The 19,832-nt window shown below is 68.3% G+C and carries 16 protein-coding genes; 5 read left to right on the top strand and 11 right to left on the bottom strand.

Annotated features, from left to right (window positions below):
* Positions 1-100: 100 nt before the first annotated feature.
* The 3 genes from zwf to CYJ07_RS03300 are packed head-to-tail and all read left to right on the top strand — an operon-like array spanning position 101 to position 2,972.
* A complete protein-coding gene (gene zwf, locus CYJ07_RS03310; RefSeq protein ID WP_104202248.1) occupies positions 101-1,609 on the top strand; it encodes a glucose-6-phosphate dehydrogenase in 1,509 nt (502 codons plus the stop codon).
* A gap of 1 nt (position 1,610) precedes the next feature.
* Positions 1,611-2,288: a 6-phosphogluconolactonase gene (gene pgl / locus CYJ07_RS03305; protein WP_104202247.1), complete on the top strand. Its 678-nt coding sequence runs from the start codon at positions 1,611-1,613 to the stop codon at positions 2,286-2,288.
* 21 nt (positions 2,289-2,309) lie between these two features.
* Entirely contained in the window at positions 2,310-2,972 is a 663-nt protein-coding gene (locus CYJ07_RS03300) for a bifunctional 4-hydroxy-2-oxoglutarate aldolase/2-dehydro-3-deoxy-phosphogluconate aldolase (RefSeq protein ID WP_104202246.1), read from the top strand.
* A 114-nt stretch (positions 2,973-3,086) separates the two neighbouring features.
* Here the strand turns inward: CYJ07_RS03300 and CYJ07_RS03295 are convergent, their stop codons facing one another.
* The 7 genes from CYJ07_RS03295 to ptsP all read right to left on the bottom strand — a co-directional run bounded on the left by CYJ07_RS03295 (position 3,087) and on the right by ptsP (position 12,340).
* Complete coding sequence (locus tag CYJ07_RS03295; RefSeq protein WP_104202245.1) at positions 3,087-3,698, bottom strand: 2-dehydro-3-deoxy-6-phosphogalactonate aldolase; 612 nt, start codon at positions 3,696-3,698, stop codon at positions 3,087-3,089.
* A gap of 22 nt (positions 3,699-3,720) precedes the next feature.
* Positions 3,721-4,683 (bottom strand): 2-dehydro-3-deoxygalactonokinase, encoded by a 963-nt coding sequence (locus CYJ07_RS03290; RefSeq protein WP_104202244.1) that lies wholly within the window; start codon positions 4,681-4,683, stop codon positions 3,721-3,723.
* A gap of 36 nt (positions 4,684-4,719) precedes the next feature.
* On the bottom strand, positions 4,720-5,868 hold the full coding sequence (gene dgoD, locus CYJ07_RS03285) for a galactonate dehydratase (protein WP_104202243.1): 1,149 nt from the start codon (positions 5,866-5,868) through the stop codon (positions 4,720-4,722).
* Positions 5,869-5,878: 10 nt separating this feature from the next.
* Complete coding sequence (locus CYJ07_RS03280; protein WP_104202242.1) at positions 5,879-6,640, bottom strand: FadR/GntR family transcriptional regulator; 762 nt, start codon at positions 6,638-6,640, stop codon at positions 5,879-5,881.
* A gap of 98 nt (positions 6,641-6,738) precedes the next feature.
* Positions 6,739-8,484 (bottom strand): PTS fructose-like transporter subunit IIB, encoded by a 1,746-nt coding sequence (locus CYJ07_RS03275; protein WP_104202241.1) that lies wholly within the window; start codon positions 8,482-8,484, stop codon positions 6,739-6,741.
* Entirely contained in the window at positions 8,481-9,455 is a 975-nt protein-coding gene (gene pfkB / locus CYJ07_RS03270) for a 1-phosphofructokinase (protein WP_104202240.1), read from the bottom strand. The genes CYJ07_RS03275 and pfkB overlap by 4 nt, the downstream gene beginning before the upstream one ends.
* Positions 9,455-12,340: a phosphoenolpyruvate--protein phosphotransferase gene (ptsP, locus tag CYJ07_RS03265; RefSeq protein WP_104202239.1), complete on the bottom strand. Its 2,886-nt coding sequence runs from the start codon at positions 12,338-12,340 to the stop codon at positions 9,455-9,457. The genes pfkB and ptsP overlap by 1 nt, the downstream gene beginning before the upstream one ends.
* Positions 12,341-12,546: 206 nt before the next feature.
* On the opposite strand from ptsP, the gene cra reads away from it, so the two are divergent.
* Complete coding sequence (gene cra, locus CYJ07_RS03260) at positions 12,547-13,545, top strand: catabolite repressor/activator (RefSeq protein WP_104202238.1); 999 nt, start codon at positions 12,547-12,549, stop codon at positions 13,543-13,545.
* Positions 13,546-13,561: 16 nt separating this feature from the next.
* Here cra and CYJ07_RS03255 read toward each other — a convergent pair whose 3' ends face one another.
* The 4 genes from CYJ07_RS03255 to edd are packed head-to-tail and all read right to left on the bottom strand — an operon-like array spanning position 13,562 to position 18,406.
* The gene (locus tag CYJ07_RS03255) at positions 13,562-14,536 is read right to left on the bottom strand and encodes a carbohydrate kinase family protein (protein ID WP_104202237.1); all 975 of its coding nucleotides are present in this window, start codon (positions 14,534-14,536) and stop codon (positions 13,562-13,564) included.
* 50 nt (positions 14,537-14,586) lie between these two features.
* The gene (locus CYJ07_RS03250; protein WP_104202236.1) at positions 14,587-15,516 is read right to left on the bottom strand and encodes an aldose epimerase family protein; all 930 of its coding nucleotides are present in this window, start codon (positions 15,514-15,516) and stop codon (positions 14,587-14,589) included.
* A 12-nt stretch (positions 15,517-15,528) separates the two neighbouring features.
* Complete coding sequence (gene glk, locus CYJ07_RS03245) at positions 15,529-16,497, bottom strand: glucokinase (protein ID WP_104202235.1); 969 nt, start codon at positions 16,495-16,497, stop codon at positions 15,529-15,531.
* A gap of 22 nt (positions 16,498-16,519) precedes the next feature.
* Positions 16,520-18,406, bottom strand: coding sequence for a phosphogluconate dehydratase (edd, locus tag CYJ07_RS03240; RefSeq protein ID WP_104202234.1), 1,887 nt, complete (start codon positions 18,404-18,406; stop codon positions 16,520-16,522).
* Between the two features lie 261 nt (positions 18,407-18,667).
* On the opposite strand from edd, the gene CYJ07_RS03235 reads away from it, so the two are divergent.
* Positions 18,668-19,810, top strand: a complete 1,143-nt coding sequence (locus CYJ07_RS03235; protein WP_104202233.1) for a GNAT family N-acetyltransferase — start codon at positions 18,668-18,670, stop codon at positions 19,808-19,810.
* Positions 19,811-19,832 lie beyond the last annotated feature (22 nt).

Below are 19,832 nucleotides of genomic sequence, written 5' to 3'. Positions count from 1 at the left end.
GCCTTGCTACCAATAAATGGATGTAATATTACAAAAACAGCTTGCCGTTCGAATCTCTCTTGCGTATTTTTTTTGCTAAGTTAACCAAATGGGGGCGAACATGAACGCATGCAAGCGGCCAGAAGACGATAGTCGGCCGGTCATCGACCTCGCTCTGTTCGGGGCCTTGGGTGACCTGTCGCTGCGCAAGCTCTATCCGGCGCTCTATCATCTGGATCGCGAAGGCCTGCTGCATGACGACACGCGCATTCTCGGTCTGGCGCGTCAGGAAGTGAAAGCCGATGCTTTCCGCAGGCGCGTCACCGAGACGCTGCAGACCTACGTCAAGGACAGCGAACTCGATCGCGAAGCCGTCAAGCGTTTCATCGCACGTCTCGATTACCTGCAGCTCGACTTCGCCACCGCCGAAGGATACCGGGCCATTGCGGAATGGCGCACCGCCGTGCGTCGCGATACCGAGGCCTATCCGCTGGTGGTCTACCTGGCCGTGCCGGCCAGCCTCTACGGCGACATCTGCCGCAACCTGCAGGCGGGAGAGTGTCTCGACGAGCTCTCGCGCGTGGTGGTCGAGAAGCCGATCGGTTACGACTTCGAATCTTCCTGCGAGATCAACGACGCCATCGGCGAAGTGTTTCCCGAGTCGCGTATCTATCGCATCGACCACTATCTGGGCAAGGAAACCGTCCAGAATCTGATCGCGCTACGCTTCGCCAATCCCCTGTTCGGCACCCAGTGGAACCAGAACCATATTTCCCACGTCGAGATCACCGTGGCCGAGCGGGTCGGCATCGAGGGCCGCTGGGGCTACTTCGATCGCGCCGGTCAGCTGCGCGACATGGTCCAGAACCACTTGCTGCAACTGGTCTGCCTGATTGCCATGGACCCGCCCGCCAACCTGGATGCCGACGCCATCCGCGACGAGAAAGTCAAGATTCTCAAGGCATTGCAGCCGTTCAGCGAGAACCGACTCAACCGCGACGTGGTGCGGGGGCAATACATTGCCGGCACGATCAACGGCAAGAGCGTGCCCGGCTATCTGGAGGAGGAGGGCGCTAACCGCGACAGCGACACCGAGACCTTCGTGGCCATGAAGACCAGCGTGGCCAACTGGCGCTGGGCCGGGGTGCCGTTCTACCTGCGAACCGGCAAGCGCATGCCGGAGAAGCTGTCGCAGATCATTATCCATTTCCGCCAGCAACCGCACTACATCTTCGATCCGGACCAGCGCAACCTGGCGGCCAACAAGCTGATCATCCGCCTGCAGCCCGACGAGGGCATTGCGCTGGAGGTACTGACCAAGGACAGCGGTCTGGATCGGGGCATGCGACTGCGCCGTGGCCCGCTGCATCTGGATTTCAGCAGCGCCTTTCCCCAAGAGCGGATACCCGACGCCTACGAGCGCCTGCTGCTGGAAGTAATGAAAGGGCGCCAATACCTGTTCGTGCGTCGTGACGAGGTGGAGCACGCCTGGCACTGGTGCGACAGCCTGATCGCCGCCTGGCGCGACATGGGCGAACCGCCGCGGCGCTATCCGGCCGGTTCGTGGGGGCCGGTGGCCTCCATCGCCATGATCACCCAGGATGGACGCAGCTGGTACGAGGATTACTGACATGACCCAGCGAGATGCCAACCCCCGCGAGCAGCTCGCCGAGCAGCTTGCCGAAGCCGCCGCCGAAGCGCTGCGCCAGGATCTTGCGCGACAGGATCGCGCGCTGCTGGTGCTCTCGGGCGGCTCGACGCCGGTGCCGTTCTTCGAGGCGCTGGCCCACCAGGAATTGCCCTGGTCGCGGGTGGACGTGACCCTGGCCGACGAGCGCTGGGTGGCGGAGACGGATGAGGCGAGCAATGCCCGCCTGGTGCGCCGTCACCTGCTACAGGGGCTTGCCGGTAAGGCCAACTTCGTTTCCCTGACCACCGACGACATGACGCCGGAACAGGGCGTCGAGGCGGTGACTCGGCGCATCGAGGCGCTGCCGTGGCCGGCCAGCCTGGTGGTGCTGGGCATGGGTGGGGATGGCCATACCGCCTCACTGTTCCCCGACAGCCGCGAGCTGGAGCTGGGATTGACCACCGACGCTCCGGTGCTGGCGACGCGAACGCCCAGCCAGCCCCAGGCGCGCATCACGCTGAGTGCCGATCGGCTTCACCAGGCACGGCGTCACGCCCTGCACATCACCGGGGATGACAAGCGCAGCGTACTGGCGCACGCCCTGGCGGGCGATGACTCGCGCGAGTTGCCGATCCGCGCTTTTCTTTCCTGCCCGCTGGCCGTCTACTGGGCCCCCTGACCGTCTTCTGGAGTCTTGCTCATGACCATCGAAAAACAGCTGCCGTCCACGCGAACCACCGAACTCGACAGCATTTGCCTCAAGGCCGAGGTCATTCCGGTGCTGGCCATCGAGCGGGTCGAGGATGCCGTACCGCTGGGGCGCGCCCTGGTCGAGGGTGGACTCACGGTGCTGGAGGTAACCCTGCGTACCGACTGCGCCCTCGAGGCGATTCGGCGACTCAAGGAGGCGCTGCCTCAGGCCAGTATCGGCGTAGGTACCGTACTGACGCCGGCCCAGTATCGTCAGAGTGAGCAGGTGGGCGCCGACTTCGTGGTGACGCCGGGCACTACCGAGGCGCTCTACCGCTATGGCGTGAGCAGCCCCGTGCCGATGTTGCCCGGAGTCGCCACCGTTTCCGAGCTGATGACCGGCTGGCAGTACGGTTACCGCCGTTTCAAGTTCTTCCCCGCCGAGGCCAGCGGTGGAGTCAAGGCGCTCAAGGCCTTCGCCGGCCCGATTCCCGAGGCGCGCTTCTGCCCCACCGGCGGCATCAGTCTGGACAATGCCGAGGACTACCTGGCGCTCAAGAACGTAATGTGCGTGGGTGGTTCGTGGCTGACGCCGAAGTCGCTGGTCAACGCGGAGGATTGGAACGGCATTCGTCAACTCGCGCGGGAAGCGGCGGAGCGCTTCCATCGCTGAGCGCCGCCCCGTCACACGCTTTCATGTGCTCTCTCGGCAGCCAGTTGCTGTCCTTCGCCCGCCTCGTTAGGCGGGCTTTTTTTTGGCTGCCGATGCGCCTGGCTGCAGGCAGCTTCATGCCTCGCCTCCCGCGGCCCGCCAGGCGGCGACCAGGGCACGCGCCTGCTCGCCCACCCGCTCGGGCGTCTGGCCGGGCTTGTACAGTGCGCTGCCGAGACCGGCGCCGTCCGCGCCGGCGGCACGCCAGGTGGCGAAATCGGCCGCACCGATACCGCCCACCGCATAGAGCCGGGTTCCTTGGGGCAGTACGGAGCGCATCGCCTGCATGCCTTGCGTGCCGACCTGGATGGCGGGGAAGAGCTTGAGGCCGGTGGCGCCGGCCTCCAGGGCGTCGAAGGCCTCCGAGGGCGACAGTATGCCGGGCCAGCTCTCCATCCCCAGGCGGCGCGTCTTCTCGATCACCGCCGACCGGCAGTTGGGAGAGACGACCAGGCGTCCGCCGGCGTCGTACACGTCGCGGACCTGCGCCGTGGTCAGCACGGTGCCGGCACCGACCAGGGCGCGTCCGCCCAAGGCGTCGGCCAGCCGGCGAATGCTCTCGAGCGGGTCGGGTGAGTTGAGCGGGACTTCGATGACCTCGATGCCGGCGGCGAGCACCGCCTCTCCTACCGCGACCGCGTCGTCGGGAGAGAGGCCGCGCAGAATGCCGATCAGGGGCAGGGACATGGGAATTCTCCTTCCGGTAGGATCAATCGGACAGCGAAGCGTGAGCCAGTTCGAGTCCGGCCAATACCGCAGCGCTGCCATCCAGGCGCTGCGCGGCATGGCCCAGGGCCTGCAGCGCCAGGGCATAGCGGGCGCACAGCGCTTCGCTACCGATCAGCGTGACGGGCTGTAGGGTGGCGAGCGCCTCGCGCACGCCGGCCAGCTCAAGGCCGATGACCAGCCCCGACAGTCGCGCCATGAGATGCGTGCCTCGGGCATCGCCCGTGGGCAGGGTATCGTCGAGCAGGTCCTGGGCGCGCAGGCCGAACAGCCGGGCGCTGAACGCCTCGGGCGCCGCCTCGGCCTCGCGCACCGCGGCGACGAAGGCCTCGCGGCAGCCGGGGGCGTCGAGATCGTCCTCACCCAGGGAGTGGCGCAGCACCGACTGGCTGGCCAGCAGGCGATAGAGTTCGCCGCTCAGGAAGGTCTCGAAGCGCGTCACTGCGCCCGCCTCGAGTCGGGCCCACTTGGCGTGGGTGCCGGGCAGGCAGGCCAAGCCCGAGAAGCCGGACTCCCTGGCCACCAGCCCGGCCAACTGGGTCTCTTCGCCGCGCATCACGTCGAAAGTGCGGCCGTCGGCATCGCGGCGCTGGCACAGCCCCGGCAGCAGCCGTACCTCCAGGCGCGGATCGTTGAGCGGCGGTCTTACCGCGCCGCGGGCCAAGCCGTCCAGGCGGGTCGGCACCGGCAGGTAGGCGGCTTCGCGCCAGCCCTGGCGGGCGCCGGCCATGCCGCACACCAGCACCGGGAGTTTTCCGGTGCGCGGCAACCAGGCACCGATCGCCTCGAGCAGCGTGGGTTCATATTCCGCCGGGGTCAGGCTCAGCATGCCCCGCTCGCTGTCGGCGCGAGCCAGCGCCTCGCCGGACTCGTCCATGGCCCAGGCGCGCAGGTTGCTGGAGCCCCAGTCCACGGCGATCCAGGCTGGACTAACGTCGGTCCCCATCGGGTCTTCTCCTTCGGTGCGCGATGCTGTCATTGCCTACCATTCGGCGATGGAGCCGTCCTCGTGGGTCCAGACCGGGTTGCGCCAGCGATGGCCCACCTTGGCACGCTCCTCGACGAAGGCTTCGTCGATCTCCACGCCGAGCCCGGGGCCGTGGGGGATGGCACAGAAGCCGTCGGTGATGGTCAGCGCCGACTTGTCGACGAGATAGTCGAGCACGTCGTTGTCGCGGTTGTAGTGGATGCCCATGCTCTGCTCCTGGATGAAAGCGTTGTGGCTTACCGCATCCAGATGCAGCGAGGCGGCGAGCGTGAGCGGCCCCAGCGGACAGTGCGGCGCCAGTGCCACGTCATGGGCCGAAGCCAGCGCGGCGATCTTCAGCCCCTCGCTGATACCGCCGCAGTGGGAGAGGTCGGGCTGGATGATGTCGATCATGCCGTCGGCGAGCAGGTCGCGGAATTCGAAGCGAGTGTGCAACCGCTCGCCGGTGGCCAGCGGGTAGCCCAGGCCCCCCGCGATGTGCTTCAGCGCCGGCAGGTGCTCGGGCGCCACCGGCTCCTCGACGAACATCGGATGAAACGGTTCGAGCTCGCGCAGCAGCGCCTTGGCCATGGGGCGGTGCACCCGTCCGTGGAAGTCGATGCCGATGCCGACTTCGGGGCCCACCGCCTCGCGGGCCTCGGCCACCCGGGCCACCGCCTCGTCGACCTTGCGGTGCGAATCGACGATCTGCAGCTCGGGGGTGCCGTTCATCTTGAATGCGGTGAAGCCCTGTGCGACCAGCGCCTTGGCACCGGCGCCCACATCGCTGGGGCGATCGCCGCCGGTCCAGGCGTACATGCGCATGCGATCGCGCACCGCGCCACCCAGCAGCTGATGCACGGGCACGCCCAGGTCGCGGCCCTTGAGGTCCCACAGCGCCTGGTCGATGCCGGCGATGGCACTCATCAGGATGGGGCCGCCGCGGTAGAAGCCGGCGCGATACAGCGTGTTCCAAAGGTGCTCGATGCGATGCGGATCCTGGCCGACCAGGTAGTCGGCGAGTTCGTGGACCGCGGCCTCGACGGTGGCGGCGCGCCCCTCGATGACCGGTTCGCCCCAGCCGTAGCAGCCCTCGTCGGTCTCAATCTTGATAAATAGCCAGCGCGGCGGCACCTGCCAGGTCTTGAGTCGGGTGATCTTCATCAATGGGTCCCTATGGGTTTACCGCATGCTGCGGCGTGATCGCGGTATCGGTAACGATGCCCAGGTCGACGGCCGTACGCTGCAGCACGTCGCGGGCGGCTCGTTCAGCGGCATCGGGCGCCCGGCGACGAATCGCGTCGAGTACCCGGGCGTGACGGGCCAGGCTGTCGTGCAGGCCCGCATCGAGCCGGTGGAGCGGCTCCTGGGAGCGCTGGATCAGGGCGATGATAGACGGCCGCAGCAGGTGGCCCATCTGGCGCCAGACGAGGTTGTGGCTGGCCTGGTAGATGGCGTCGTGGAAGGCCACGTCGTACTCCGCATGCTGCTCGTGAGCGGCATCTGCGGTGCGGGCCATGCCTTGGTAGGCGGCCTCCAGGCGTTCGACGTCCGCTGCCTCGGCGGCTTCGGCGGCGAGCCTCGCCACGACCGGCTCCGCCGAATAGCGAAAGGCGAGAATCTCGCGCACCAGATGGGGGGCGGGATCGGCGAGACCGGCCAGCCACTCGCTCATCAGCGGGTCGAGCAGGTGCCAGTCGTCGATCGAACGGACGCGAGTACCGCGTCCGGCGGTGCGCTCGAGCAGGCCGGTCGACGTGAGGCTGGCCAGCGCGTTGCGCACCTGGTTGCGGCTCACGCCGAAATGCGTGCTGAGATCCAGCTCGCGGGGGAAGGCGTCGCCCGGCTGCCAGTGGCCGGCGAGCAGCGCGCGGGCCAGCAGGCAGGCCAGTTCCTCGGCGCCGCCCTGGTGTGGGGGCAGGCCATCAAGCGTCATGTCACGGCTCCACAAGGGGAATGCGACCAGCCTATTAAATGTCAGACATTTTGACAAGCATGACGCTCGAAGGTTCGTGGGACCGCTCGACTCCGGACTCAGGCGTTGGCGGTCACCGCCACCGGCGCGGCATCGCGCTTGATCGCGGCGTAGCCCAGGCCGGTGATCAGCGAGCCGACGACGATGGCGCCGAGATAGAGCAGCATCGGATTGATGGCATTGGGAATCAGCAGCACGAAGATGCCGCCATGGGGCGCCATCAGCTGGGCGCCGACCAGCATGGAGAGCGCGCCGGTCGCCGCACCGCCGGCGATGCAGGCGGGAATGACCCGTAACGGGTCCTTGGCGGCGAAGGGGATTGCGCCCTCGCTGATGAAGCACAGACCCAGCACGAACGACGCCTTGCCCGCTTCTCGCTCCGGTTCGGAGAACTTGCTGCGTGCCACGAAGCTGGCAATACCCATGCCGATGGCGGGCACCATGCCTGCGGCCATGATCGCCGCCATTGGCGCGTAGGTCTGCGTGGAGAGCAGGCCGACGCCGAAGGTGTAGGCGGCCTTGTTGACCGGGCCGCCCAGGTCGAAGCACATCATGGCGCCGAGCAGCACGCCGAGCAGGACGGCATTGGTGGAATCCATGGCGGCGAGGAAACCGGTCAGTCCGGTCAGGATCGCCGCCACCGGCTCGCCGATCACATAGATCATGGTCAGTCCGGTGACCAAGCTCGAGATCAACGGGATGATCAGGATCGGCTTGAGCGACTCGACGCTCGACGGCAGCCTGACGTAGCGGGTCACAGCCAGCGCCACGTAGCCGGCCAGGAAGCCGGCAAGGATGCCGCCGATGAAGCCGGCGCCGATGTCGGACGCCAGCATGCCGCCGATCATGCCCGGTGCGATCCCCGGCCGGTCGGCAATGGAGTAGGCGATATAGCCGGCCAGCACGGGAATCATCAGGGCGAAGGCGGTGCCGCCGCCGATCTGCATCAGCGCGGCGGCGAGCGTGCCCTCCTGCTCGAAGGCCTCGATGCCGAAGACGAAGGAGAGCGCGATCAGCAGGCCGCCGGCCACCACCATGGGCAGCATGAAGGAGACACCGGTGAGCAGGTGCTTGTAGACCCCCTTCTCCTTGAGACTCTTGCCGGTCTCGCGCTTGCGTCCCACGGTGCCGGCGTCCTCCACCTCGGCTTGCTCGAGGGCCGCCTCGATGGTGGGGCGCGGCTTCTTCAGCGCATTGCCGGTGGAGGTGCGGTAGATGCGCTTGCCGGCGAAGCGAGTCGGGTCGACTTCGATGTCACAAGCCAGTATCACCACATCGGCTTTGGCGATCTCCTCGTCGGTCAGCTTGTCCTGTGCGCCCACCGAACCCTGGGTCTCGACGCGGATGGCATGGCCCAGGCCCCTGCCGGCCTCGCTCAACGCTTCGGCGGCCATGAAGGTGTGCGCCACCCCGGTGGGGCAGGCGGTCACGGCAACGATGCGCTTGCCGCCGGTATCGGACGGAGCAGCCGCCGGCGCCGCTTCGGCGGGCGCCGCATAAACGCTCGCTTCGCGCTCGGCGCGTTCGAGAAACGCTTGCGGCTCGGGCAGCGCCTGCTCGATGGGTGCTTGAAACAGCCGCTTGCCGGCGAAGCGCTGAGCGGCGGGAACATGATCGGCGGCGACCACGATCAGGTCGGCAGCGGCGATGGCCTGTGGCGAGACGGGCACAAGCGCCTCGAGCTCGCTATGCATCTCGATGCTGGGCTGCCAGCCGAGGCGGCGGGCGGCCTGCTCCAGGCGGCGGGCGGCGAGGAAAGTGGTGGCCATGCCGCTGGGGCAGGCGGTGACAATGATGACGTTCATGCGAGGGCTCCCCCTGCGTCGACGTCGTTGAGGCGACGCACGCGGGTCTGTTGTTGGATGTGTGCGAAGTCGTCGGCGCAGGCATCGCCCACCCCGACGTGGCGGACGGATTCGGCGGAGAGCGCGGTGGCCAGGCGCAACGCTTGCTCCGGGGGGTGACTCGAGAGCACGCCGTGCAACAGCCCGGCGAGCAGGGTGTCGCCGGCGCCGACGGTGCTGGCGACCGCCAGGCGCGGTGGCATCGCTTGCCAGGCGCCCCGACGGCTGACCCACAGCACCCCGTCGGGCCCGGCGGAGAGCACCGCTTCCTCGACTCCGGCCGCATAGAGGCGTAAGGCCGCGTCGAGCCGGGCCTCGGCGGTATCGAGCGCGACCCCTGCCCACGCGGCCAGCTCATGCTCGTTGGGCTTGACCGCGGTGGGACGGGCGTCGATGGCCAGGTCCAGCGCCGCACCGCTGGTGTCGACCCACACCGGCAGGCCGGCGGTGCGCAGGCGCGTGATCAGGTTGGCCAGATCCTCGGCGCCAACGCCGGGCGGTAGGCTGCCGGCGATGACCGCGGCATCCGGACGCCGGTGCGCATCGCCCAGGCGCGTGTCGAGCCCGTCGAGCAGGCTCTGCCATGCGTCACGGCCGATGGTGGTGCCCGGACCGTTGATGTCGGTGACACGCCCGTCGGCTTCGCCGAGCTTGGCGTTGACGCGCGTCTCGCCGGGCACGCGCAGAAAGGCGTCTTCCACGCCCATGGCTTCGAAGGCACGCAGGAAGGGGCCGTCGTTGTCGGCGCCGAGGAAACCCGACACGGTGACGTCGTGGCCCAGCGCGACCAGCACTCGCGCCACGTTGACGCCCTTGCCGGCCGCCGTCAGGTGAGTCTCGCGGGTGCGGTTGACCGCACCCGGCACCAGCCGCTCCAGGCTGACGGACAGGTCCAGGGCCGGATTGAGAGTGAGGGTGAGCACGCGGGCCATCAACGAACCTCCAGGGCGTCGCGTACCGCCTCGCTGGTAGCCTGGGCCAGGGCCAGCTCGGCCTGGTCGTAGGCCTCGTTCAGGTCGAACTCGCGCAGTCTCGCCTTGACCAGCGGTACCTGCCGCGCGCTCACCGAGAGTTCGTCGACGCCGAGGCCCACCAGTACCGGCACCGCCATGGCGTCGCTGGCCAGTTCGCCGCACACGCCGACCCACTTGCCGTGGGCATGAGCCGCCGTCACGGTCATCTCGATCAGGCGCAGCACGGCAGGGTGCAGGCCATCGGCCTGGGCCGAGAGTTCGGGGTGGTCGCGGTCGATCGCCAGCGCGTACTGGGTCAGGTCGTTGGTGCCCACCGAGAAGAAGTCGACCTCGGCGGCCAGCGTCGACGCCAGCAGCGCCGCCGAAGGTACCTCGATCATCACGCCGAGCTGCACGTCGACGGCTCGCTCGCTGGCCGGTATCTCGTCGAGCAGGCGATCGAAGATGGCGCGAGCGGCACGGAACTCGCCGATATCCTTGACCATCGGCAGCATGATGCGCAGCGGCCGTGGCTGGTTGTTCGATGTGGGCGCGGCGGCCATCAACAGCGCTCGCAGCTGGGTTCCGAGCACCTCGGGGCGGGTCAGCGACAGGCGAATGCCGCGCAGTCCGAGGAAGGGGTTGTCCTCCTTCGGCACCGGCCAGTAGGGCAGCGGCTTGTCGCCGCCCACGTCCAGGGTGCGCGCCACCAGCGGTCGCCCGTCCAGGGCGTCGAGCGCCTCGCGGTACTCCTCGATCTGGGTGTCGAGGTCCGGCTCCCGGGCATGGGCCATGAACAGGAATTCGGTGCGCAGCAGCCCCACGCCCTCGGCGCCGCGCTCCACGGCGTCGGCAGCGTGGGCGGTGTTGCCCAGGTTGGCGGCGACTTCCACGCGGTGGCCATCGCGGCAACGGGCCTGCTCGAAGCGTGCTGCCCAGGCTTCGGCTTCACGGCGCTCGCGCTCGGCCAGGCGTTGCTCGGCGGCGGCGCGGCGCTCGGCGGAGGGCGCTGGGGTGACGCGGCCGCGTTCGCCGTCGAGGATCAGCTCCTCGCCGTTGGTCAGCCTCATCACCCGCTCGCCGGCGCCTACTACGGCGGGGATGCCCAGCGCCCGGGCGAGGATCGCGCTGTGCGCGGTGGCGCCGCCGCGGGCGGTGAGCAGGCCGCGCACCCGGCGCGTGTCGAGCCGCGCTACGTCGGAGGGGCCGATATCGTCGGTGACCAGGATATAGGGCGTCTCGGGCGCCTCGGGCAGGGCGACATCGCAGAGGATGCCAAGCACTCGGCGGCCGACATCACGCAGATCGGCGGCGCGTTCGGCAAGTAGACGGTCGGCGAGCATTTCCTGGGCATGGGCAGCGGTCTCGATGGCGTCCCACCAGGCAGCCTCGGCGGAACGGCCTTCGCCGATGCCCTCGCGGGCCGCCTGGTGCAGCTCGGGGTCGGTCAGCATCTCCTCGTGCATGGAGAGGATCTCGGCCACCTCGCCACCGCGGGCTTCCCCTACCAGGGCCTCGAGCTGCTGGGCGCCGGTACGCAGCGCCCGTTCCAGGCGATGCTGCTGCTCCACTGGGTCGGCGGCCCGCTCGGGATACTCGAAGCGTGGCGCCTGCAGCACGAAGACCGGGGCGATGGCGAGCCCTGGCGAGGCCGCCACCCCAGGGTGGGGCGTATCGGCGGGCAAGGGCTCCGGCGGTGACGCGCCCTGGACGCGTGGCGCACTTCGCTCGCGGCTCTCGTCGAATGGTAGAACCCTCTCGCCAAGGCCGGTGGCCACGGCTTCGCAGACCGCTTGCAACGCCGTCTCGGCGTCGGCGCCTTCAGCGGAGAAGGCGAGCTGCTGCCCGCGTCGGGCGCCGAGGTTGATCACCTTGGTCAGGCTGGTGGCCGGTACCGCTTGATTTCCCCCTTCGGCCAACCGGACGTGGATCGGCATGCTCTGTTCGCGGGCCACCTGCACCAGCTGCTTGGCCGGGCGTGCGTGCAGGCCGTGGGCGTTGAGCACGCGGGCGAGCCGGGTATGGGCCGTGGCCGATTCGCCGGCCAGCCGTGCCAGCACGGTAGCGGCATCGATCCTGGGCAACTCGCCGGCCGCCCCGCTATCGAGCAGCGCCAGGACACGCTCCAGCAGGCCACGATGGGCCTCGCCGCGTGTAGCGAGGCAGAACATGCCGTTGACGCGCTCGCCGTTCTCCTCCAGCGGATCCGCGGGGGTGGCCAGACTCAGCGCCGGTATCTCGACGCTTCGGTCGCTCGAGGCGAACCACAGGCCTTGGCCGAGGCGCAGCGGGGTGCATTCGGCCATGGTGGCGACGAACTCGTTGCTGACGCAGCCGAGCTGGCGCAGCCGGGCGGCTCCCGCCAGCGCCAGCTCGCGAATGTCACGGGCAGGAAAGCCGAGGCACAGGGTCTCGGCGTCCAGGCGCGCCTCCACCGGCGCCTTCGACAGCAGGCCGGCCAGGTCGGCGGCCGAGCGGGCACTGGCCAACCGCTCGCCGATGCTGTCGTCGCCGAGCACGTGGGTGAGCTGGCGCAGGATATCAAGGTGTTCGTCGTTTTTGGCGGCGATCGCCACCAGCGCATGGATTCGCTGGCCATCGTGCCACTCGACCCCGGCCGGGAATTGCAGCACACGCACACCGGTGGTGCGGACGTGCTCGCGACTCTGCGGCGTCCCGTGGGGGATGGCGATGGCATTGCCGAGGTAGGTCGAGGACTGCGCCTCGCGCTCGAACAGGCCGTCGCGGTAGTCGGCGGCGGTCAGCCCCGCCTGGTGCAGCGACTCGGCGGCCTGTTCCAGCGCGTCGCGCCAGGTCGTCGCCTGGCAGTCGAGCCGGATATCGTCCGGGTGTAGCGTGAGCATGGTGGGTCTCCTGATCGCGGCGACGGGCCGAGCAGTGCAATCGGTCGGTGAGGCGGTCAAATCGCTTGATGAATCGTGTCACCTGAGATGAATTTCATGCTGGATCGATTCACTTAAATTGGCAAGCCACTCCATCTTCGACTTTGGCAGGGGGTGGGAATGCGTTCGACTGACGTAGACTTTGCCCTAGGAACAAGAGGACAACCATGACACTCGCCGAAATCGCCCGACTGGCCGGGGTCTCGCGCACCACCGCCAGCTACGTCATCAACGGCAAGGCCGCCGAGCGACGCATCAGCCAGGATACCGTCGACAGGGTAATGGCGATGGTTCGCCAGCATGGCTATCGCGTCGACGCCCAGGCCGCGGCGCTGCGCCGCGGATCGAGTCGCATACTCGGGCTGATCGTGCCCGACCTTGAGAATGCCAGCTATGCGCGTCTGGCCAAGCGCCTGGAGCGCGGCGCTCGCGAACAGGGGTACCAGCTCCTGATCGTCGGCTCCGACGACCAGCCGGATACCGAGCGCGACCTGGCGCTGGCACTGCGTGCCCAGCGTTGCGAGGTGTTGATCACCGCCAGCTGCCTGCCGATGGATGACCCTTTCTACGCCGAGCTGCTGGAGGGCGGACTGCCGGTGGTCGCGGTGGATCGCGGGTTCGATCCCCGACGCTTCGCCAGCGTGGTGAGCAACGACCGCGACGCCGCAGAGCAGTTGACCCGTTCGCTGCTCGACGACTCGGTGAAGCGTATCGCCTGGCTGGATGCGGTGCCGGCATTGTCGATCAGCCGCGAGCGGCGGGCCGGTTTCCAGCAGGCGCTGGCGGGGCGCGACCTCGAAGCGATCACCTACGGCGCCGAGCGCTACGACCGCGCCGAGGGCGCCCGGCTGATGCGCGAGCTGCTCGAGCGGCACGGGCTTCCGGATGCCGTGGTCACGGCCTCCTATACGCTGCTCGACGGCGTGTTCGATGTGTTGCTCGAGGAGGGTGGCCTGCCGCAGACGCTGCGCCTGGCCACCTTCGGCGATAGTCGCCTGCTCGACTTCCTGCCGCTGCCGGTCAACTCGGCGGTACAGGATCACGACCGCATCGCCTCGACGGCGTTGACCTGTGCCCTGGCCGCCACGCGGGGCGACTATCGGGTCGGGCAGCAGGTGGTGCCGCGGTCCTTGCGCCGGCGCCTGCCCGTGCGGCTTACGGTGTGAGGGGGCGCCGCCGGCCCTAGCCGCGCAGTCGGGCCAGGTCGTCGCGGTCGGGCAGGGCGGCGTAGGCGCCAGGGCGGGTCACGGCGTGCGCGCCGCAGCGGCAGGCGGTTTCCACGGCGCGGCGCAGGAGGGCGTCGTCCCGGTGCCAGCCGCCCTCGATGACCTTCTCTCCGAGATGGCCGGCCAGCTCGGCGAGCAGGCCACCGATGAACGCGTCGCCACCGGCCGTGGTATCGACCGCCTCGACCCGGGGCGGTGCGATGCGAAAATCCGTCTCCACCCCCACGGCACGCACCTCGCCGGGGCCGTCGGTAATGACCAGCAGCCTGACGCCGGTGGCGAGCCGCTCGGCCAGCCAAGCATCGGCCGGATGATCGGCGCGCAGATATTCGAGTTCGTCGGTGGAAAGCTTGACCAGTCCGGCGCGATCGATCAGTTGGGTGACCAGGGCGATGTCGGCGCTGCCACTGGTCCACAGATTGTGGCGCAGATTGGCATCGACGCTGACCAGGCAGCCGGCACGGCTGGCCATATCGGCCATGGCCAGAGTGGTGTCGGCGATCTCGGGCTCCGTGAGGCTGTTGCTGCAGAAGTGCACGATGGCGGGGGCGGCGAAGACACCGGCCGGCAGGTGCTCGAGGCGATAGAGCAGATCGGCGGCCGGCGGGCGGTAGAAGTCGAAGGTGCGCTCGCCGTGGGCATCGCGCGAGACAAACGCCAGCGCCGTGCGCGCCTCGCGCGTACGCACCACGCCGGAGAGATCGACCCCGTGAGCGCTGAGTTCGGCGGCGAGAAAGTCGCCGAAATGATCCTCGCCGAGCATGCCGAGGAAACGGCTGGGCACGCCCAGGCGGGCGCAGGCCACGGCCACGTTGGCCGGGGCGCCGCCGGCATAAGGGGTAAACGTCTCCGGGGCGTCGCCGGCCTGGTCGCCGAGTCGACTGGAGAGCATGTCGACCAAGGCTTCGCCGAAGGCGATCACAGGGGTCATGGTGGCTCCTCGATGTCGTTGTTGTCGTCCGACGCGTGTGGCTCGCGCGGCTAATCCACCCGCGACAGGGTCGTACCCAGCAGGTGCTGGGCGCCAGGCACGAGCCATACCGGATCGAGCCGGGTATTGGCCGACTCCACACAGAGGAAGTGGCGCGCCGCCTCGGCGGACGTGTCGTCGGGCAGTACCTCGCCCGGATGCCAGACGACCGCCGAATCGCTGCCCTGGCGGGCGATACGCAGGCGGTGGCTGCCGTCGTCGAGCGTTACCTCGGCATTGCTGTGATAGATGCGGTCGAGCCCGCCGCGCACGGCGAGTTCGCCCTGCTGTTCACGCTCGGCAAAGCCGGCCAGCTTGTCCAGGTAGCGGGCGCCGGCGAGCCCCGCGAGGCGGCAGGCGAAGCTGTCCGCCACGGCCAGGTAGCTGTGCAGGGCGCCGCTGAGCTTGATCGGCGTCTCGCCGGCGTGCTCGGTGATCAGTTCCACGTGGAGCCGCCGGGCGTTGGCCTGAATCACTGCGCGGGGAGTCAGCTGGCTATGCAGGCGTTCGCTGGGCGATAGGTGCAGTTCCACCCCACCCTCGTGTTCGTCTACCGCCTCCAGACGCCATTGGGCCTTGCGTGCCGTACCGTGGAAGGGGCCCGAGCGGTCGGGGCTCTCGTCGGCGCCGCGCTCGTCGGCGAACCAGGGCCAGCATAGCGGGATGCCGCCGCGAATGGCGCCGGGCAGCGCCTGCGGCGTGGGCGTCACCCATAGCCAGCCGCCGGGCACCAGCGCTTCTTCGCCCTCGCCTGCGCTTGGCGTGCCGGCTCGCGCGTGGCCGGATGCGCAAGGTTGAAAGTGGAGCACCTGGGCTCCCTGCAAGCAGACGGCCAGCTCGCCCCACGCTTCGCGGGCCAGCCATATCGGGCGTCCTGCCCATTGGCTTTGGCGCTGGCCATCGGTGGCATCGAGCAAGGCTCGTAGGCTCTGGGGAATCATTTCACCTCCTCATCACTCTACTTCTTCGTTGCGCAGGGCCTCGGCGGCGCCCAGCAGACCCGGCCAGGGTGCGGTGACCACCTGCACCGGAATCGACCGGGTGTAAGCGCTCATGCGTCCCTTGTCGGCAAAGGCCTCGCGGAAGCCGCTCTGCGGCAGCCAATCGAGCAGGCGCGGCAGGATACCGCCGCACAGGTAGACCCCGCCACGCGCCCCCATGGTCAGGGCGGCATCGCCGCAGACGTCGCCGAGGATCTTGAGAAACCGCAGCAGGGTATCACGGGCGATGGCATCGCCGCCCGCGGCGGCGGCGGTTACCTCTGCGGGGCGCTGGCAGCTCGGGTTGGTCCCTTTCAGCGAGCAGTGCGCCAGGTAGAGGTCGAGAAGCCCCTGGCCGCACAGGATGCGTTCTACCGACACCCGGCCGTAGCGATTACGGAAGTGGCGCAGCAGGTTCTGCTCGCGTTCGTCGGTGGGGGCGAAGGTGACGTGACCGCCCTCGGTGGGCAACGGAATCCACGCCCGGCGCCCCGGAAAGATGCCGGCCACGCCGAGCCCGGTACCGGGGCCGATGACCAGGCAGGCGGCATGCTCGCGCGACCTGCCCGGCTGTACTTCAACCAGCTCGTCGGGCCCCACGTGCGGCACCCCCAGCGCCTGGGCGGTGAAATCGTTGATCGCCTTGAAGCGCTCGAGGCCGAGCGCTGCCTGCGCCTCGCGCCGCGAGAAAGACCAATGATTGTTGGTCATGGTCACCTGGTCGTCGCCGATGGGGCAGGCGAAGGCCAGGCACGCTTCGCGCGGCGCATCATCAGCCACACGACCGACCTGCGAGAGATAGTCGCGCACCGCCTCCACCATGCCGGGATAGTCGGCACAGGACAGCGTCATAATGTCGTGAGGAACGAACTCGCCGGGGGTGACCAGGGCAAAGCGGGCGTTGGTGCCGCCGATGTCGCCGACGAGTGCCTGACGCGTCATGGGCGGCCCTCCCGTGATGCGTTCATTGGTCCTCCTGTTCGATCTTCTCCAACTCCCGCGACAGGACCTCGGCCTCGAAGCCGCCGAACACTCCGGCGCCCTGCTCGGCCTTGGCAGCCAGGTGGCGGAAACCCCCGAACAGTTCGCGGCCCATGCCGAAGTGATAGCGCTCCAGGTTGGGTTCGATGACGCTGCGGCTGGCGAACTCGGCGGCGTCGACCAGGACGGTGAGCTCGCCGTTCTCGGCATCCAGGCGCACCACGTCGCCCTCGCGCAGGCGCGCCAGCGGGCCGCGGTCCACCGCCTCCGGCGTGACGTGGATCGCAGCCGGTACCTTGCCTGAAGCGCCCGACATGCGCCCGTCGGTGACCAATGCCACACGGTAGCCACGGTCCTGCAGCACGCCGAGGAAGGGGGTGAGCTTGTGCAGTTCCGGCATGCCGTTGGCCTTGGGCCCCTGGAAGCGCACCACCACCACCACGTCACGGTCGAGCTCGCCGGATTCGAAGGCGGCCTTGACCTGGCTCTGGTCGTCGAAGATACGTACCGGTGCCTCGACCACGCGGTGCGCCTGCTTGACCGCCGAGATCTTGATCACGCCGCGACCGAGGTTGCCGTCGAGCACCACCAGCCCGCCGGTGGGGGCGAAGGGGTCATCGACCGGACGCAGCACGTCGCGGTCGAGGCTCTCCTCGGGGCCTTCGCGCCATACCAGCTTGCCGTCGTCTAGGAACGGCTCTTGGGTATACGCGGTGAGGTCGGTGCCGAACACGGTGGGAATGTCGCCGTGCAGCAGCCCGGCGCCGAGCAGTTCGCGGATCAGCAGGCTCATGCCCCCGGCCGCCTGGAAATGGTTCACGTCGGCGCTGCCGTTGGGGTAGATACGCGTCAGGCTCGGCACCACCGCCGAGAGCGCGGTGAAGTCGTCCCAGTTGATGGTGATGCCGGCCGCAGCGGCCATCGCCACCAGGTGCAGGGTATGGTTGGTCGAGCCGCCGGAGGCAAGCAGGCCGATCATGGCGTTGACGATCGCGCGCTCGTCTATCTGACGATAGAAGGGCCGGTAGTTGCCGCTCTGTTCGGTGTTGCGCACCGCTTGCTCGGCGGCGTAGCGGGTCAGCGCCTCGCGCAGCGGCGTGCCCGGGTTGACGAAGGAGGCGCCGGGCAGGTGCAGTCCCATCATCTCCATCATCAGCTGGTTGGAGTTGGCGGTGCCATAGAAGGTGCAGGTGCCCGGGCTGTGGTAGGAGCGCGACTCCGCCTCGAGCAGCTCCTCGCGGCCCGCCTTGCCTTCGGCATAGAGTTGGCGCACGCGGGCTTTCTCGTCGTTGGGCAGGCCGCTGGGCATGGGGCCGCCGGGAACGAACACCGCCGGCAGGTGACCGAAGCGCGCCGCGCCGATGAACAGGCCCGGCACGATCTTGTCGCAGATGCCGAGATACAGCGCGGCGTCGAACATGTTGTGGGATAGCGCCACGGCAGTGGCCATGGCGATCACATCGCGGGAGAACAGCGACAGCTCCATGCCGGGCATGCCCTGGGTGACGCCGTCGCACATCGCCGGCACGCCGCCGGCGAACTGGGCGGTGCTGCCCATGCCGCGCGCCGCCTCCTTGATGGTGGCGGGGTAATCCTCGAAAGGACGATGCGCCGAGAGCATGTCGTTATAGGAAGAAACGATGCCCAAGTTGGCGCTATTGGTCAGCTTGAGGCGGTCCTTGTCGCCGGCATGATCGCAGCCGGCGAAGCCGTGAGCCAGGTTGCCGCACGAGAGCTCGCCGCGGTGCACGCCCTGCTTGTGCTGAGCGGCCATGTGCGCCTCGTAGAGCTTGCGGCGTCCTTGCGAGCGTTCGCGGATGCGGGAAGTCACCTGATCGACGGTTGGGTGTAGTGCGCTGGGGCGAGCCATGGGGAACACCTCACAATGTCTGGTGAAAGTAAATTTACACAATTATCTCGCATTCAATTCGATCTTTGAAGCCGACGGGCGCATGTTGCGTAGTTTTATTACAGAAAGTCTGTCGGGTCGGCTGCGTCACCGCCTTTTATCTGCCCTCGGTTTCCGTCGCGACTTTCCTGGGCGATGATGGAAAGGGTAGGTGGGTCTGGGCACAATGTAGGCCCTCCATCGATGACTTGCAGCCGCCACCGCTATGCCTATGGAAGCGCCATGCCCGAGCTGAGCCTCAAGGAGCTGCCCGCCATCGAGGCGGTATCCGCCGCGCAGTGGAATGCGCTGGTCGGCGACGATCATCCGTTCCTGCGCCATGAATTCCTGCACGCGCTGGAGGCGAGCGGGGCGGTGAGCCGCGCTACCGGCTGGTCGCCGCGGCATCTTACGCTCTGGCGTGGCGAGTCCCTGGTCGGCATCATGCCGTACTATCACAAGAGCCACTCCTACGGTGAATACGTGTTCGACTGGGCCTGGGCCGATGCCTGGGAGCGTGCCGGCGGGCGCTACTATCCCAAGGGACTCACGGCGATTCCGTTCTCCCCGGTACCGGGTCCGCGGTTGGCGCTGGCCGACGATGTCGATCCACTGATGGCGCGCGAGTTGCTGGCCGAGGCGTGGGAGGCGAGCGCGTTGTCGAGCTGGCATCTGTTGTACGCCACCGACGACGAGGTCGATGCCTGGATCCAGGTCCGCCCCCATCTGCTGGTGCGCGGCGGCGTGCAATTCCAGTGGCGAGACCGCGGCTACGGCGACTTCGAAGGTTTCCTGGCGGCGTTGAGCTCCAAGCGGCGCAAGGCAATTCGCCGCGAGCGGCGCCTGGTGGCCGAGCAGGGCCTGACCTTGCATCGTCTGGAAGGCGAGGCCATCGGCGAGCAGGATCTCGCTCACTTCTTTCGCTGCTACGAGATTACCTACCTAGAGCGTGGACGCAGTGGCTACCTCAACCTCGACTTCTTCCGTCGCCTGCGTCGCTCCCTTCCCGAGTCGCTGCTGCTGGTTCAGGCGCGCCTCGACGGCCAGCCGGTCGCCGCCGCGCTCTGCCTGCAGGGTAGCCGCACCCTGTATGGCCGCTACTGGGGCAGCGAGGTATTGGCCGACAGCCTGCATTTCGAAGCCTGCTACTACCAGGGTATCGAGCACTGCCTGGCGCGGGGGCTGACGTGCTTCGATCCCGGTACCCAGGGCGAGCACAAGCTCCTGCGTGGCTTCGCTCCTCGCCGGCTGCGCTCGCTGCACTACATTGCCGATCGGGGGTTGCGCCGTGCCGTGGCAGGCTTCTGCGACGAGGAGCGCCGCCATGTCGAGGCGTATTGCCGGGCTGCCGAATGTGCCCTGCCGTTCAGGCAGGGTACGATCTAGCGATGCTGCGCCGATGACCGCC

The sequence above is a fragment of the Billgrantia saliphila genome (genome assembly GCF_002930105.1).
Lineage (GTDB): Bacteria > Pseudomonadota > Gammaproteobacteria > Pseudomonadales > Halomonadaceae > Halomonas > Halomonas saliphila.
Note: the sequence above shows the minus strand (reverse complement) of the source record. Positions and strands in the feature narration are given on the sequence as shown.

Coding starts and splice junctions, on each gene's coding strand:
- CYJ07_RS03280 (WP_104202242.1), bottom strand. CDS start 6,640: ATGACGCTTGATGGCCTGCCCCCACACCAGGGCGGCGCCGAGGAACTG.
- CYJ07_RS03255 (WP_104202237.1), bottom strand. CDS start 14,536: ATGACCCCTGTGATCGCCTTCGGCGAAGCCTTGGTCGACATGCTCTCC.
- CYJ07_RS03295 (WP_104202245.1), bottom strand. CDS start 3,698: ATGTCCCTGCCCCTGATCGGCATTCTGCGCGGCCTCTCTCCCGACGAC.
- CYJ07_RS03290 (WP_104202244.1), bottom strand. CDS start 4,683: ATGGGGACCGACGTTAGTCCAGCCTGGATCGCCGTGGACTGGGGCTCC.
- CYJ07_RS03275 (WP_104202241.1), bottom strand. CDS start 8,484: ATGAACGTCATCATTGTCACCGCCTGCCCCAGCGGCATGGCCACCACT.
- edd (WP_104202234.1), bottom strand. CDS start 18,406: ATGGCTCGCCCCAGCGCACTACACCCAACCGTCGATCAGGTGACTTCC.
- pfkB (WP_104202240.1), bottom strand. CDS start 9,455: ATGGCCCGCGTGCTCACCCTCACTCTCAATCCGGCCCTGGACCTGTCC.
- zwf (WP_104202248.1), top strand. CDS start 101: ATGAACGCATGCAAGCGGCCAGAAGACGATAGTCGGCCGGTCATCGAC.
- CYJ07_RS03235 (WP_104202233.1), top strand. CDS start 18,668: ATGCCCGAGCTGAGCCTCAAGGAGCTGCCCGCCATCGAGGCGGTATCC.
- pgl (WP_104202247.1), top strand. CDS start 1,611: ATGACCCAGCGAGATGCCAACCCCCGCGAGCAGCTCGCCGAGCAGCTT.
- dgoD (WP_104202243.1), bottom strand. CDS start 5,868: ATGAAGATCACCCGACTCAAGACCTGGCAGGTGCCGCCGCGCTGGCTA.
- glk (WP_104202235.1), bottom strand. CDS start 16,497: ATGACGCGTCAGGCACTCGTCGGCGACATCGGCGGCACCAACGCCCGC.
- CYJ07_RS03250 (WP_104202236.1), bottom strand. CDS start 15,516: ATGATTCCCCAGAGCCTACGAGCCTTGCTCGATGCCACCGATGGCCAG.
- cra (WP_104202238.1), top strand. CDS start 12,547: ATGACACTCGCCGAAATCGCCCGACTGGCCGGGGTCTCGCGCACCACC.
- CYJ07_RS03300 (WP_104202246.1), top strand. CDS start 2,310: ATGACCATCGAAAAACAGCTGCCGTCCACGCGAACCACCGAACTCGAC.
- ptsP (WP_104202239.1), bottom strand. CDS start 12,340: ATGCTCACGCTACACCCGGACGATATCCGGCTCGACTGCCAGGCGACG.